Source organism: Marinobacter sp. LV10R510-11A (assembly GCF_900215155.1).
In the GTDB taxonomy this organism is placed as follows: Bacteria; Pseudomonadota; Gammaproteobacteria; order Pseudomonadales; family Oleiphilaceae; genus Marinobacter.
The window spans coordinates 357,729-371,998 of the sequence record NZ_LT907980.1 but is presented as its reverse complement, the minus strand read 5'-3'; the positions used below and the strand labels follow the sequence as shown (position 1 = coordinate 371,998).

Genomic DNA, 14,270 nt, shown 5'->3' with positions numbered 1-14,270 from the left:
TGTGATGTGTTTAGTAGGTTGCCGGTTTGGTACTGCCAGGCGCGGCTTCACTCTTGTTTTGTGCGGCTTTTTCCAGGGCGCCGGCAACTTCTGGAGGCATATAATTTTCATCGTGCTTGGCCAGAACCTGATCCGCAACAAAGCGGCCTTCGTTGTTGAGCCGGCCCATGGCAACAATGCCCTGCCCTTCGGCAAACAGATCCGGCAGGATACCAACGTACTCAACAGGCACCGAGGCATTATAGTCGGTGACCAAAAACTCCACTTTCAGGCTTTCGGGATCTCGCTTTACCGAGCCTTCTTCCACCATGCCGCCGGCACGAATTCGCACATCAACCGGCGCCTCCCCGGCAGAAATCTGGGTTGGGTCGTAAAACAGATTAATGTTCTGGCGCAGGGCATAAGTTGTCAAAGCTACCGCGACAGACAGCCCTACCAGAAGAAACAGAACAATGGTCAGCCGCTTTTTACGGATCGGATGCATTTACATACCTGTCAGTCAGTCTTGGGAAACGTTTACGCGCGCGAAGGACGCAGAAGGTGTCGGAGCCGCCACTTTACTCTTGTCAGCCTGAAACTCATAACCACGACGGCAGGATTCGATAATCGCTTTCCTGCTCCGCACAGACCAGATCATCATCAGACCCATCAGCACGAAAAACACAGCGTAGCAGGCCCAGACATAAGGGCCGTGACCTTCCATCGCCATAAAGGCAGCAAAGGAATCAAATGCCATGGGTCAGATCCTTCCTTTCATTACGAATTCTTTTACCCAGCGGGTACGTTGCTCCCGGGACAGAATCTCTGTCTGCATGCGAACGCAGGCGAGCCAGCCAAAAATTAGGTACAGGCCCAACACGGACAGCAGCAGCGGCACCCACATTTCCGCCGGCATCGACGGTTTCTCTGTGAGTTTGAACGTCGCGGGCTGGTGCAGTGTATTCCACCATTCCACGGAGTATTTGATAATGGGGATATTCACTACCCCTACCAGCACCAGCACGGCAACCGCGCGGGCGGCAGACTTATCGTCATTGATGGCTCGATCCAGGGCAATAACACCGCCATATAAAAACAGCAGTATCAGCATGGAGGTAAGCCGGGCATCCCAGATCCACCAAGTGCCCCAAGTTGGCTTACCCCAAACTGCGCCGGTAAATAGCGCCAAAAACGTAAGAACAAGCCCCACCGGCGCCACCGCCTTAACGAACACGTCGGCCAGTTTCATTCGCCATACCAGTGTCACAATGGCTGCCGAAGCCATCATGATATACACAGACTGGGCCAAAAATGCCGCCGGAACGTGAATAAAAATGATCCGGTAACTGTTGCCCTGAAGGTAATCCTTGGGTGCAAACGCAAGGCCCCAGATAGCCCCAGCCAAAAGCAGCAGTATGCCGCCCGCCAGTAGCCAAGGCATGAACCGGGTGGAAATCCCGAAAAACCACTTGGGAGAACCCAGTTTGTGAAAAATTTGCCACATCAGTTGGTCACCGCCCTACCGTTTACCTTGTTTTATCCGTTCGACAAGCTGACTCTCAACGCGGCTGCCGCTGCAAACGGCGCCAGTGTCAGTGAGAGCATCAAAAAAGCCCCCATCAGAGCCAGATAGGCTCCTACAGACGCGCCATCTGCTGCGGCGGCAACTGTGCCCGTGCCGAAAATCAGCACAGGAATGTACAGTGGAATGATCAGCAGGGACAAGAGCACACCTGCCGATCGCAACCCAAGGGTTAGCGCAGCGCCAATTGCGCCAATCAAGCTCAGAACCGGCGTACCAATCAGCAGCGTTAGACACAAAACAGCGATAGAGTTCCCGTCGAGGTGCACCATTACACCAAGAACCGGTGTAAGCACCACCAAGGGCAATCCCGTTAGCATCCAATGCGCCATTGTTTTTGCCAATATCAGCAGAAACAGAGGCTGCGGCTGCAGTACAAGCTGCTCTAACGTGCCGTCGTCAAAATCATGGCGAAACAGATGATCCAACGACAATAATACAGAAAGCAGCGCCGCTACCCAGAGAATACCGGCTCCGGCTTCTCTGAGGAACGAAACTTCTGGGCTGACCCCAAGCGGAAACAGAGTAACAACCATAATAAAGAACAGCAGCGGGTTAAGTAGATCCTGGCGCTGCCGGAATGCTATCTTCATATCACGCGCAAAAACGCCTTTCATGGCAGCCAGCGCACCCACACTGCTACTGGCAAACCGAACGGCCGGGCAAGCTTCAGCGTTCATCAGACACGCCCCCCGCGCCAAGAATTAGTTTATGCATGCCCGGCAGTGCCAGATCATGGTGAGTTGTAACCAGCACCGCCCCACCTTCGGCTGCGCGCTGTTGCAATAGCGACTCGAGCGCTTGTACACCGTCTGCATCAATAGCGGTGAACACTTCATCGAGCAGCCAGAGGGGTTCGTCAGCAATCAACAGGCGGGCCAGTGCAACCCTACGTTGCTGCCCCGCAGACAGATTGCGACAGGGTACATCTTCATACCCCGCTAAGCCCGTACCTTGCAAAGCCTGACGAAAAACTGCATCAGACACAGGCCGACGACCAGCCATCAAGGCCCGGAGATTTTCCGTGGGGGTAAGCAGGGATTTGATACCCGGGCGATGCCCGATATACAACATGTTCCGGAGAAACGCCTCCCGCTGATTGACTACCGGAGACCCGCGCCACTTCAGCTCGCCTGTCCATGCATCGTTCAGGCCCGCCAGCATTCTCAGTAGAGTGGTTTTGCCGGAGCCGTTTGGCCCCTCGACACGGGTTATCGTACCGGGCAGTATGGAAAAGGATAGCTCACGGAAAAGTATCCGCGTGTCCCGCTCACACTGCAGATTAACAGCCTGTAGTAACGGCTCGGACATCAAGGGTAACGGCTCGGACATCAGGGCCCCGTAATCAGGACGATGCGCAAAAGCATCGGGTGTATTCACGACAATAGTTGCCGGCGCGGCGTATTATAACGAAAGCGTCTACAGATTACTCTTGTCTGGTATCAAGTCAGCAGCGATGAAACTACCCAGCGGCCAACAGTCTTCTACCCCACCGGCACCGGCTACCTCCAAGCCGACACAGACTCATGAGGCCACGCAGCCTGCCCGAGAAACGGCGGCCTTGTCTGCCCGGCAGCAGCTGGATCAGGTTCAGCTCGCTAATCGAGAGACCATACTGGCCCGAGTAGCAGAAGTCATCAACCGCCAGGGCAGCGCAAACGCCGAGGTTTTGCTGGATGTACGAGGCAAGTCGCTTCAGGTAAACGCAGCCATTGGCGCCACAGAGCTGACGCGGGGGGATTGGGTGAAAGTCATGCGGGCGGGCAATGAACTGCAACTGATGGGCAAGCTGGCTGCCACACCAGAAGCCGCCATCACTCGGGCATTAGCCCAGCGCATGCCCTGGCAGCAAAGCTTGGACAGCGGCCTAGCAAAGCTGATGACGGCACTGAACCAAGGCGTTATCCCCGAACTGACTCCCGGCCAGCTACCCGCAAGCCGAAGCCCGCAGCCGTTGCCCGAGGCAGCACGACAAGCTTTAGAATCACTGCTTGCGAGACTGCCCACCAGTAGTGCCTTGGCCCCCGGTGCCGGTACCCAGAACAACACCGTGCAGCAAATCCGGCAGTGGGTAGCCGAGAGCGGTCTGTTCGCAGAATCCCGCCTGGCCCAAACACCGTCCTCCGCCTTACCTGATCTTAAGCTTGCCATTGGCCGCATGATAACCAGCTTGTTGGCTGAGCAACCTGGCGACGCGGCAATGGCGTTTAACCGCCTCACGCCACTGGCAAGCCCCGGGCTGGCTCTGGCACCGCTGCAGTTCCCACAAGCACTGGCATCACCGCCGCCTAGTAGCAGCGCCGATCCCACCTCTGTGGGCCAGACACTGCGAATGTTGGCCGGCATGCTGAACCGAATTACCGTTAACCAACTCCACAGCCAGATACTGACTGCAAGGGCCGGGGGTGAAGCACCTGCACCCGCATCCACCATGCTCATGGACTTGCCCTGGGTGACGCCCCAAAACGAGCCTAGAGTGGCGCAATTGCGCTTAGAACAACACAAAGAAGACTCTGCATCTAAGGGCCGCGACGGCAAACGCGCTGCCATCAGCGAATGGCGCCTGAATCTTTCCATTGATCTGGAATTGGCCGGAGCACTAAATTTTGAGATCGCCCTGCGTCAACAGGAGGTAAGTGCACGGGTGTGGGCAGAAAAACAGGACACGCTGAAGCAGGTTAACGAAGAATTACCGCTTCTAAGGCGCAGCCTTATAGAACTGGGGCTGGAAGTTACCGATCTTGAATGCCGCCGTGGCAGCCCTTCGTACCCGGCAACGAAGCTGGAACACAGACTGGTGGATACTCGAGCATGAAAGAACAAAATGAAGGTTTCTCTTCAAGTTCCAGCGCTGCCGTTGCACTTAAATACGACGGCGAAAAGGCACCAACCATAACGGCCACGGGCACTTACGAACTGGCAGATGAGATTATCAGGATCGCCAGAGAGCACAATGTGCCTCTATATGAAAACGCAGAGCTGGCGGGCATTCTCGCGCGTTTATCCCTGAATGAGGAAATACCGGAAAATCTATACCGGGTTATTGCTGAAATTCTTGCGTTTGCGTTTCACATTCGCGGCCGAACGCCCGAAGACGCCGGCAGTCATTCTGATGACACCTGAAAAGTAGTCAAGCCAATTCAGGCCGCCTTACGTTTTCTCAGTGCTGATACCAGCTCGGCCTCGGGACGGGATATTCCGCACGTGTTCATAAGGTCGTCTATATCTGCACCAAGATCAACAAGCCGTGAAGCTTCATCGTAGGATATACGCAGAGGATCATTCTGGCGCATCTCATCAATGGTTGTGCGCAGTTCGTGCAGCTGCCGCTCGCAAACCACAAGGCGCTGACCTACACCCATACTGCCGCTGGCCGTGGCATGCAGCTCGCGGCCAAGAGTGTCACAACGCTCTTTGAGCATGTTTTTGAGTTGCTTGTTCTGACGCCCGAGCATAACGCCTTGAGCAAAAACCAGCGAAATCGCTGCTGCGGTCAACGCCCAGGGAATATAGGAAGGAATTTCAGTAAACATGATGGACGTCTCCGGTTATTAGCCACGGGAGGCGTCCATCATCAGGCTTGACCGGTATGGCTCCGGTTTACAGCCCTGCGATTTCAGCCCATTCGTGGTCTGTCAGCATTTTGTCGAACTCGACCAATATGATCAGTTCACCATCCTTATTACATACACCTTGGATAAACTTGGCACTTTCCTCGTTACCCACATTCGGTGCAGTCTCAATTTCACTGGCTTTCAGGTACACGACCTCAGCCACGGAATCCACCAGAATACCCATTACCTGATCGGCAGATTCCATCACTACAATCCGTGTGGCGTCTGTAATATCTGCATCCGCCAACCCAAAACGGCGACGAGTGTCGATAACCGTAACCACATTGCCCCGCAGGTTGATAATACCGAGCACGTAATCCGGAGCGCCTGGCACAGGCGCAATTTCGGTGTATCTCAGTACTTCCTGAATCTGCATAACGTTCAAACCGTAGGTCTCGTTATCCAGCCGGAACGTCACATACTGCAGAACCTGATCGTCCTGGGCCTGATTTTGCTGTCCGCTCGGGGATGCCATAGCCTGTATCTCCTATTCGGCTGCCCGGCGGGCAACCTGATCGTCAAAAAAACATCGTCAGTGCCCAATACTATAATTAAGGGCACAAACCGTGCCAGTACAGCACGGTTTCATTGCGTAACCGGGTGTGCCGGTCAGCTTAGGTCAAGATGGTGCTCCCGTTCGGCGCGCACCAGTAAGTCCGCCATGGTGCGTACATCCACCAGAGCACACATCTGCTCAATGACGGTTCCCGCCAGCCAAGGCCGCTTGCTGCGGGCCGTGCGCCAGCGCACATCCCCCGGGCTTAAGGTGAACGACTGAGCTACATCGTCGCATGCCAACCCCCATTCACTGTTATCCAAGCGAATAACAAACCGGTAGTTGTCCCGCGCACCGGCAGGCACTCTACCCGCCATAATCCATTCTGCGGTATCCACAACTCTCAGATTTTGATGAGAATTCGAGCGTATGCCCATGTACCAGCGAGGGCTACCGGGAATGGGCCGAATGTCCCCTTCTATTCGGTGAATAGCACCGAGTAACACGAGAGGAACCGCTAGCTGCAGGCCGGCTACGGTAAAAATCAAACATTCGAACGGCCGTTCTGACCACTCTGGGCGTAATGCGGGTGTTTCCGGCGCCAGTTCTATTGCTGGTGCTGGCGCGGAAGCCATTGCCTCTTGGGCTCGCAAGGGTTGAGGCGGTGCTTCCACCCGAGGCGCAGGTTTTGGCCTGGGCCGAGCCACAGGCTTGCGCACTGGCGCCGGCCTTGGTTCTGGCTTTATTTCGAGAGCCGGCTCCGGCTCTCGAATATCTTCACTCAAAGCCGTATCGGTTGCGGTATGCAGCAATTCATCCAGATAGCAGGCTATGGCGTTGGTGGGATCTGCCAGCATTGTCAATTTTTCGTCAGCCATTCTGGCGCTCCTCCACCGCACCTGTCCGTGCCAGCAATTCGTCCAGCAGATGCCGGTACGCCCGAACACCGTGGGTTTGCGCATCCAGTTTCGACGGAATAACCCCCGCCTGGCTGGCGTCGCGGAATTTTGTATCCACGGGCACGGCAGACTTCCACAGGGTGTCTTGGTAGGTTTTACGCAGCGAGTTCAGGCTCTTTACCGAGGCCTGAGTGCGCCGGTCGAACATCGTGGGCACGATGGTATAAGGCAGTTGATTCTTCTGAGAACGCATGATCATCTGCAGAGTATGCAACATACGCTCAAGGCCTTTGATGGCGAGGAACTCAGTTTGTACCGGAATAACCAAATGCTGCGCAGCCGCCAGTGCGTTAACCATCAACACCCCTAGCGACGGCGTGTTGTCGAGGATTACATAGTCGAAATCGTCCCACAACTGGGTAAGCGCCCGGGAAACGATCAGCCCCATGCCCTCCACGCCAACCATACGACGCTCCAGCGTAGCCAAGGCCGTGCTCGCTGGCAGCAAAGACAACCCCGGGCAACTGGTTTCAGTAATAAGCTGAGCGGGCAAACCCTCGGGCACCTTGCCCTGGTCCTGGAAAAGGTCAAAAACACTGTGTGCGAGAGTATCTGGGTCGTACCCGAACCAGCTGGTGAGAGAGCCATGGGGGTCGAGATCAACCACCAGAACACGTTTTCCACGCTCCGCCAGCAAGCCGCCCAAAGCGACCACTGAGGTGGTTTTACCCACACCACCTTTCTGATTGGCTACTGCCCAAATTCGCACGTGTTCACTCCAAAAATACGTTATTACGACCAACTAAAAACCCGTTGTATTCCAGCTTATCGGCCAGTTCCTGCGCAACTTGAACAGGGGTGGGGTTTCTAGCGCATGACACCTCGGATGCTGGCATCGCGGGAGATCAAAAGTACGACACGCCGGTTACGCCGACGCCCTTCTTCTGTGTCGTTGCGGGCCAAAGGCTGGTGCTGCCCGTACCCAACCGCAGCCATACGTTCAGGCTCAATGCCATCCATACCCAACATGCGCACAACTGCGGCCGCTCGCGCCGCTGACAATTCCCAGTTCGAGGGAAAGCGAGCGGTTCGAATAGGCTGATTATCAGTGAAGCCCTCAACCTTTAACGCGTTATCCCGATTCTTAAGAACTCGCGCTATTTTGTCGATCACATCAAAAGCATCGTAGTGTGGTTCAGCGTCGCCACTGCCAAAAAGTAGGCTATCCGGCAGGTTTAGCGCCAGCCACTGGTCATTGGTTTCAAGCGTAACCACCCCACGGTCGATCAAATCATCAAACTCCATGGCCAGCTGATCTGCCATGATACGTAGGGCCTCAGTACGTTCCTGCGTGTCCTGATCCGGGTTTCTGGGGGCTTCCGTTACCGCTGGAGGAATAATGTCTTCAGAGGGGCCAACCTCAGGGCGCGAAGGCTGATCACCCACTTCGATAGGCTGAAAGGATCGCTGGGGTGCATTAAAAACGCCCGAAAGCGTTTCTGAAAGCACTTTGTACTTGCCCTCGTTTACCGACGACACCGAGTACATCACAACAAAAAAAGCAAACAGAAGGGTTATGAAATCCGCATAGGAAATCAGCCAACGCTCTTTGTTGTGCAAATCGTCCTGGGGTGGCCTGCGACGCCGCATAATAGAAACCGGGTGTGCTTACTGCAGGAAGCCCCGCAGCCGCAATTCAATGGATTTAGGGTTCTCACCCTCCGCAATGGCAATAAGGCCGTCGATCATCATGTCCTCGTACCTTGAGCGCTCCTTAACCAAGCCGCGCAGCTTGTTAGCAACCGGGAAAAACAGCAAGTTCGCCAGCGCTACGCCGTATATGGTTGCTACAAATGCCGTAGCGATACCGCTGCCAAGGGACTGAGGATCCTCAAGATTGGTCATTACCTGAATCAGCCCCATAACAGCACCGATGATGCCTATCGTCGGTGAATAGCCGCCCATAGCTTCAAACACCCGGGCGGATTCCATATCGCGCTCTTCCCGGCAATCTAGATCGATTTCCATAATGCTACGTATGGTTTCTGTTTCTGCCCCATCCACCAGCAGCTGCAAGCCTTTTCGAGCGAAATTCTCCGGCTCTTTTTCAGCCAGCCCTTCCAGGCCAAGCAACCCTTGCTTGCGGGCTTTTACACTCCAGTCGATCACCTTACCAATGCCATCTTCAACGCTGATATAGGGTGGAAGAAACACCCATCGGGACTGCGTAGAGGCCCGCTTGAGCACCGGCCAGGAGGTTTGAAGAATGGTCGCAGCTAGAGTACCGCCAATCACTATAATCGCCGCAGGGCCATTGAAGAGCGAGCTTATAGCGCCGCCCTCAAGTAGATTGCCGCCGAGAATGGCCGCAAATGCGAGTACAACACCGAGGATGCTTAGAACATCCATCAGCAAACGCCTTCAATCAGGCGTGGGCCTATTTCGTCCAGCGAAAGAACCTCATCAGTAAGACCGGCTTTCGCAACCGCCATGGGCATGCCATATATCACGGATGACTTTTCATCCTGAGACCAGATTGGCGAGCCACTCTGCTTCATCATCCGGCAACCTTCTCGGCCATCAGACCCCATGCCGGTAAGAATCACACCAAGGGTTTTGCCTGGGTATGCGCGGGCAAGGGAGCCAAAGGTAACGTCCACACAGGGACGATAGTTCAGCCGCTCATCGCCTGGGAGAATTCGCACCCGGGGTTGGCCGCTGCGGTGTTCAACCATCATCTGTTTGCCACCCGGGGCAAGCAATGCCAAGCCAGGGCGAAGGATGTCGCCGTCCTCTGCCTGCCGTACTTCTATCTTGCAAAGCTTGTTCAGGCGCTCCGCAAAGGCTGGCGTAAAACTCGCTGGCATGTGCTGAACTAACACAATCGGTGACGGAAAAGACGCGGGTAAGGTTGTCAATACACGCTGAAGCGCCACTGGACCGCCGGTGGAGGTTCCAATACCCACAACGGCATAATGTCGCGCTGGGCTTTTGTGTGAGGCGCGCCTGGGAGGTGCCTCCTGCACCGGCTGTGCGCCCTTGCGAGCAGCCGGTGCAGGGCGGCGTGAAACAGGCGGCCTGACGGCCGCCGGGCGCGAAGTTGAAGGCGCTGCAGGTGGTGGCGAAGGTGTACGACTGGCTGGCCGGCTGCGTGCGACATCAAGCACTCGATCTATAAGAATTTTCTGCAGTTGGCCGTCATCCCGGGCGATTTCCTCAAAGTTTTTGGGCAGGAAATCCACCGCCCCGGCTTCAAGTGCATCCAGTGTGATTCTGGCGCCTTCATAAGTGAGCGAGGAGAACATCAGCACGGGTATAGGGTGCTTCGCCATGATTTCGCGCACAGCCGAAATACCGTCCATAATCGGCATTTCGTAATCCATGGTAATGACATCCGGGCGCAATGATTCTGCGAGCTCAACGCCTTCTCGGCCGTTGGCAGCCAAACCCACCACGCGGATCTGACCCGACGAGGTCAGTATCTCCGTCAGCCGTTTGCGAAAGAACCCTGAATCGTCAACGACCAGGACAGACACTGTCATCCGTTTCTCCTATCGAAAATCCTTTGTCCCTCAGAGCTCCGCTTTAATAGAGAGCTTTCAGCCTTAACAGAAAGCTCTCAACTGTAATGCTGCAGCAGACTAGGAACATCAATAATAAGTGCAATACGGCCATCGCCGGTAATCGTCGCGCCAGCCATACCCGGCGTTCCCTGAAGCCCCCGACCAAGCGGCTTAATCACCACTTCTTCCTGGCCAACCAACTGATCTACAACAAAACCAACCTGGCGAGTCCCCATGGAAACAATGACAACATGCCCGTTTTTAGTGTTGCCCGTGTCCGTAGAACCCTTAATCAACCAGCGTTTTACATGGAACAGTGGAAACACCTTGTCGCGCACAACAACACACTCGCGGCCATCCACAATGTTGGTGCGAGTCAGATCCAAGTGGAAAATCTCCACCACGCTCACCAGTGGCAGCGCGAAAGACTGATCACCCAACATAATCATCAGCGTTGGCATAATAGCCAGAGTCAGAGGCACTTTAATGATGATGCGAGAGCCCTTCCCCAAGGCTGAAACAATGCTGAGCTGGCCGTTGAGCTGGTTGATTTTGGTTTTCACCACATCCATGCCTACGCCCCGACCCGAGACGTCAGAAATCTGCTCCTTGGTGGAGAAGCCAGCAGCGAAAATTAGATTGAAACACTCTGTCTCGGTGAGGCGGTCAGCGGCATCTTGATCGTAAATCCCTTTCTCTACCGCTTTACGGCGTAGCACTTCGGGGTCCATGCCAGCGCCATCGTCATCGATGGACAGAAGAATATGATCCCCTTCCTGTTCTGCAGAAAGGGTAACCGTACCCTGCCGCGGCTTGCCGGCTTTTTCGCGTACATCCGGTGCTTCAATACCGTGATCGACAGAGTTGCGAACCAAGTGAACGAGTGGGTCTGAAAGGGCCTCGACGAGGTTTTTGTCGAGATCCGTATCCTCCCCGTGCATAACCAAGGCCACTTCTTTTTTCAAGCTCCGGGCAAGATCGCGAACAACACGCGGGAAGCGGCCGAATACCTTCTTGATTGGCTGCATCCGGGTCTGCATGACCGCAGCCTGAAGATCCGTGGTCACCACATCCAGGCTGGAAACCGCCTTGTGCATGTGCTCGTCTTCACTGTCGGAGCCAAGGCGCTGGAGCCGGTTACGCACCAATACCAGCTCACCCACCATGTTCATGATGTCGTCTAGGCGTTTGGTATCGACGCGTACGGTCGTTTCCGCCGCTGGCGCTGACTCTCTGGCGGGTGCTTTCGCCGCTGGTTTTACTTCAACCTTTTTCTCAGGCTCGGCCTTCGCGGGTTTAGCTTTCTGCGGCGGAGGATTCGCAGGTTTGCTACCGGAATCTTCAGTTGTAGGGCTTCCGCCCTTGCCATGAAGCTCGTCCAACAGGTTTTCAAATTCGTCGTCGGTGATCAGCTCGCCATCACTGCCCGCGGCCGGTTTAGCGGCCTCTGTGGCTTTGGTATTTTCGTCGGCAGCCGCTTGCGCCGCAAACTTGCCTTTGCCGTGCAGTTCATCCAGTAGAGCTTCAAACTCATCATCGGTGATGTCATCACCGGAATCACTGCCAGCCCCGTCGTTATTGCCCGCAGGTTGTTCGGTCGCCGGGCTCTTGCCAGCCCCGGAAATAGGCGCTTCTCCATGGAGGGCATCCAGCAGTTGCTCAAATTCGTCGTCGGTAATATCGCCGCCGTCCTGAGCATCTTCACTTGGCTCAGGGGTGTCGGTAGGTTCAGCGGCGGCAGCCTGGGGCTGGGCAAGGGCATCTAATGCGGCAATCAACTCGTCAGGCGCGGCGACAAGCTCTTCACCAGTACGCACCTGATCAAACATAGCCTTCACGTGATCCAGAACTTCCAGAACAACGTCCATTAGCTCCGAATCCACCGCACGCTTATGATTGCGCAGGATGTCGAACACGTTCTCGGCTGAATGGCAGCAGCTAACCAGCGCATCCAGCTGCAGAAAGCCTGCTCCACCCTTTACGGTATGAAACCCACGAAATATGGCGTTCAGCAGATCGCTGTCATCCGGATGTTGTTCAAGATCAACAAGCTGTTCAGACAGCTTCTCGATAATCTCCCCGGCTTCTACAAGGAAGTCCTGCAGGATCTCATCATCGGCATCAAACGCCATGGGTTAACCTCATATATTCAGAAACCGAGACTGGACAACAGGTCGTCTACGTCGTTTTGTCCCGAGACTACATCTTCACGCTCTTCAGCCTTCATCTGAGGCCCTACACCCTGCTCGGCAGACACTTCGTGGCTATCAATCTGATGCACCGTGCCGGTGAGCTGATCAACATGGCTGGCCATGACCACTAGGCTGAGCATCTGCTCTTCCACTTCTTTTACCAGCGCAGTAACGCGCTGAATCACTTGGCCTGTCAGATCTTGGAAATCCTGCGCCAACAGAATCTCGGACAGGCTGCTGTAAATAGTGTCCGCATCCTTAGTGACGCTCAGAAAAAACGCGTCGATACGCCCATAAAGTTCACGGAATTCAGCTGGCTGCATCTCGCGACGACGCAGGCGCTGCCATTCTTCCCTTAATGAAGTCGCTTCGTCGCGCACTACGTGGGCCAGTGGCATGCTTTCTTCAACCAGATCCATGGTGCGATTGGCAGCCTGGCCAGTCATTTGAACAACGTATGCCAACCTGTCTGACGCGTCTGTCATCACCGACAAAACTTCTTTCTGCTCTTGGCTGCGCGGAACTATCTGGAAGTTGCGGATTGCCTCATGCAGTGTTCGGGTCAGGCGGCCAACTTCGCGATAAAGACTTTGGTCTCTGACGTCGCTCAGCTCATTGATCAGGCTCATGGAGCGGGCATAATCCCCGCTTTCAACGCTTTTCACGAGCTCTGCAGCCTGCTGCCGGAGCTTTTCAGTTACCTCTGTCTCAAGACCTCGGTGGTCTTTCTTGTCATCACTCATACGAGCCGTCCGATAGCTGTTTACTGGATTCGCTCAAAGATTTTCTCGATTTTATCTTTGAGAACGGCGGCCGTAAAAGGCTTTACAACATAGCCATTCACGCCAGCTTGAGCAGCGGCCACAATCTGATCGCGTTTGGCTTCGGCGGTAACCATCAAGACAGGGAGGGTTTTCAGATTTTCATCAGCCCGCACCGCTTTGAGCAGATCAAAACCGGACATTCCGGGCATGTTCCAATCTGTCACCAAGAAATCGTACTTACCGCTTTTAAGCATGGGCAAAGCGGTATTGCCGTCATCCGCTTCATCAACGTTGGTGAAGCCCAGATCACGGAGCAGGTTCTTAATAATCCGTCGCATTGTGGAGAAGTCGTCCACAATGAGAATTTTCATGTTCTTGTCCAAAGGGACCTCCAGTTAGTAACATCCGTTAGCTGTCAGTTTCGTTGCGCCATTCCGAAAGCCGGCCACGCAGCCGCAACGCCGCTTGGCTGTGTATCTGGCTGACTCTGCTTTCACTGACGCCAAGCACTGCGCCAATTTCCTTGAGGTTCAGTTCTTCCTGGTAATACAAGCTCAGTACAAGCTTTTCCCGCTCTGGAAGCTGCTCTATTGCGGCAGCTAGACTGCTTCTAAATGCATCAGAAGACAGGTCATCCAACGGATTATCACTGGTCTCTAATTCTTGTATCGGCAGCTCTCCGGATTCATTGAGCTCATCAAGGCTAAAAAGTCGCCCACTGTTAGTATCGGACAGAGTGGCATGGTATTCAGAAAGCTCCATGTCGAGCTCTTCGGCCACTTCTACGTCCTGGGCTTCACGGCCTTCGCGATCCTCAACAGCCTTGATAGCGCGGGCTACACGACGTGCATTCCGGTGAACGGAGCGTGGGACCCAGTCGCCTTTACGAATTTCATCCACCATGGCACCACGAATGCGTATGCCAGCATAGGTTTCAAAGGTTGCGCCTTTGGTTGCGCTGTAGCGTTGGGCGGCTTCTAGCAGCCCGATCATTCCAGCCTGCATTAGGTCGTCTAGCTGTACCGAAGCCGGCAGCCGCGCCAAAAGATGGAGCGCAATTTTCTTGACCAGGAGCGCGTGCGTCTCAATGAGCTCTGAGGGACTTTTCACGCCTGACTGGTGGTAGATTCCCAGGTTTTTCGCCAATGTCATGCATCCGGTTTTGTTTGACGGGATCCGTT

The 14,270-nt window shown here is 54.8% G+C and carries 18 protein-coding genes; 2 read left to right on the top strand and 16 right to left on the bottom strand.

Translation table 11 applies throughout. From position 1 onward, the window contains the following. Positions 1-10: 10 nt before the first annotated feature. The 5 genes from ccmE to ccmA are packed head-to-tail and all read right to left on the bottom strand — an operon-like array spanning position 11 to position 2,872. Positions 11-484, bottom strand: a complete 474-nt coding sequence (ccmE, locus tag CPH80_RS01900) for a cytochrome c maturation protein CcmE (RefSeq protein ID WP_096275355.1) — start codon at positions 482-484, stop codon at positions 11-13. A gap of 15 nt (positions 485-499) precedes the next feature. Continuing rightward, positions 500-736 carry a heme exporter protein CcmD gene (ccmD, locus tag CPH80_RS01895; RefSeq protein WP_096275354.1) on the bottom strand — a complete coding sequence of 79 codons (237 nt, stop codon included), beginning with the start codon at positions 734-736 and terminating at the stop codon, positions 500-502. Positions 737-739: 3 nt separating this feature from the next. Continuing rightward, complete coding sequence (gene ccmC, locus CPH80_RS01890) at positions 740-1,483, bottom strand: heme ABC transporter permease CcmC (protein WP_096275353.1); 744 nt, start codon at positions 1,481-1,483, stop codon at positions 740-742. A gap of 32 nt (positions 1,484-1,515) precedes the next feature. After that, positions 1,516-2,241, bottom strand: a complete 726-nt coding sequence (ccmB, locus tag CPH80_RS01885; RefSeq protein WP_096275352.1) for a heme exporter protein CcmB — start codon at positions 2,239-2,241, stop codon at positions 1,516-1,518. Then, positions 2,231-2,872 (bottom strand): cytochrome c biogenesis heme-transporting ATPase CcmA, encoded by a 642-nt coding sequence (gene ccmA, locus CPH80_RS01880; protein WP_096281308.1) that lies wholly within the window; start codon positions 2,870-2,872, stop codon positions 2,231-2,233. The genes ccmB and ccmA overlap by 11 nt, the downstream gene beginning before the upstream one ends. 145 nt (positions 2,873-3,017) lie before the next feature. Between ccmA and CPH80_RS01875 the strand changes: the two genes are divergently transcribed. Both CPH80_RS01875 and CPH80_RS01870 read left to right on the top strand, forming a co-directional pair. Next, positions 3,018-4,376 carry a flagellar hook-length control protein FliK gene (locus CPH80_RS01875; protein WP_096275351.1) on the top strand — a complete coding sequence of 453 codons (1,359 nt, stop codon included), beginning with the start codon at positions 3,018-3,020 and terminating at the stop codon, positions 4,374-4,376. After that, positions 4,373-4,684 carry an EscU/YscU/HrcU family type III secretion system export apparatus switch protein gene (locus CPH80_RS01870; protein ID WP_096275350.1) on the top strand — a complete coding sequence of 104 codons (312 nt, stop codon included), beginning with the start codon at positions 4,373-4,375 and terminating at the stop codon, positions 4,682-4,684. The genes CPH80_RS01875 and CPH80_RS01870 overlap by 4 nt, the downstream gene beginning before the upstream one ends. 17 nt (positions 4,685-4,701) lie before the next feature. Here CPH80_RS01870 and CPH80_RS01865 read toward each other — a convergent pair whose 3' ends face one another. The 11 genes from CPH80_RS01865 to CPH80_RS01815 all read right to left on the bottom strand — a co-directional run bounded on the left by CPH80_RS01865 (position 4,702) and on the right by CPH80_RS01815 (position 14,241). Beyond that, a complete protein-coding gene (locus CPH80_RS01865; RefSeq protein WP_096275349.1) occupies positions 4,702-5,094 on the bottom strand; it encodes a DUF2802 domain-containing protein in 393 nt (130 codons plus the stop codon). Positions 5,095-5,161: 67 nt separating this feature from the next. After that, entirely contained in the window at positions 5,162-5,650 is a 489-nt protein-coding gene (locus tag CPH80_RS01860; RefSeq protein ID WP_096275348.1) for a chemotaxis protein CheW, read from the bottom strand. A 134-nt stretch (positions 5,651-5,784) separates the two neighbouring features. Next, positions 5,785-6,549, bottom strand: a complete 765-nt coding sequence (locus CPH80_RS01855) for a chemotaxis protein CheW (protein ID WP_096275347.1) — start codon at positions 6,547-6,549, stop codon at positions 5,785-5,787. Continuing rightward, positions 6,542-7,339 (bottom strand): ParA family protein, encoded by a 798-nt coding sequence (locus CPH80_RS01850; RefSeq protein ID WP_096275346.1) that lies wholly within the window; start codon positions 7,337-7,339, stop codon positions 6,542-6,544. Before CPH80_RS01850 ends, CPH80_RS01855 begins: the two co-directional genes overlap by 8 nt. A gap of 98 nt (positions 7,340-7,437) precedes the next feature. Further along, entirely contained in the window at positions 7,438-8,220 is a 783-nt protein-coding gene (gene motD, locus CPH80_RS01845; protein WP_096275345.1) for a flagellar motor protein MotD, read from the bottom strand. An 18-nt stretch (positions 8,221-8,238) separates the two neighbouring features. Beyond that, positions 8,239-8,979, bottom strand: a complete 741-nt coding sequence (locus tag CPH80_RS01840) for a flagellar motor protein (RefSeq protein ID WP_096275344.1) — start codon at positions 8,977-8,979, stop codon at positions 8,239-8,241. Then, on the bottom strand, positions 8,979-10,112 hold the full coding sequence (locus tag CPH80_RS01835; RefSeq protein ID WP_096275343.1) for a protein-glutamate methylesterase/protein-glutamine glutaminase: 1,134 nt from the start codon (positions 10,110-10,112) through the stop codon (positions 8,979-8,981). Before CPH80_RS01835 ends, CPH80_RS01840 begins: the two co-directional genes overlap by 1 nt. A gap of 77 nt (positions 10,113-10,189) precedes the next feature. Next, positions 10,190-12,265, bottom strand: coding sequence for a chemotaxis protein CheA (locus CPH80_RS01830; RefSeq protein WP_096275342.1), 2,076 nt, complete (start codon positions 12,263-12,265; stop codon positions 10,190-10,192). 17 nt (positions 12,266-12,282) lie between these two features. Next, positions 12,283-13,068: a protein phosphatase CheZ gene (locus CPH80_RS01825; protein ID WP_096275341.1), complete on the bottom strand. Its 786-nt coding sequence runs from the start codon at positions 13,066-13,068 to the stop codon at positions 12,283-12,285. Between the two features lie 20 nt (positions 13,069-13,088). Further along, positions 13,089-13,472: a chemotaxis response regulator CheY gene (cheY, locus tag CPH80_RS01820; RefSeq protein WP_096275340.1), complete on the bottom strand. Its 384-nt coding sequence runs from the start codon at positions 13,470-13,472 to the stop codon at positions 13,089-13,091. A gap of 25 nt (positions 13,473-13,497) precedes the next feature. Next, positions 13,498-14,241, bottom strand: coding sequence for an RNA polymerase sigma factor FliA (locus tag CPH80_RS01815; protein WP_096275339.1), 744 nt, complete (start codon positions 14,239-14,241; stop codon positions 13,498-13,500). Positions 14,242-14,270: the final 29 nt, after the last annotated feature.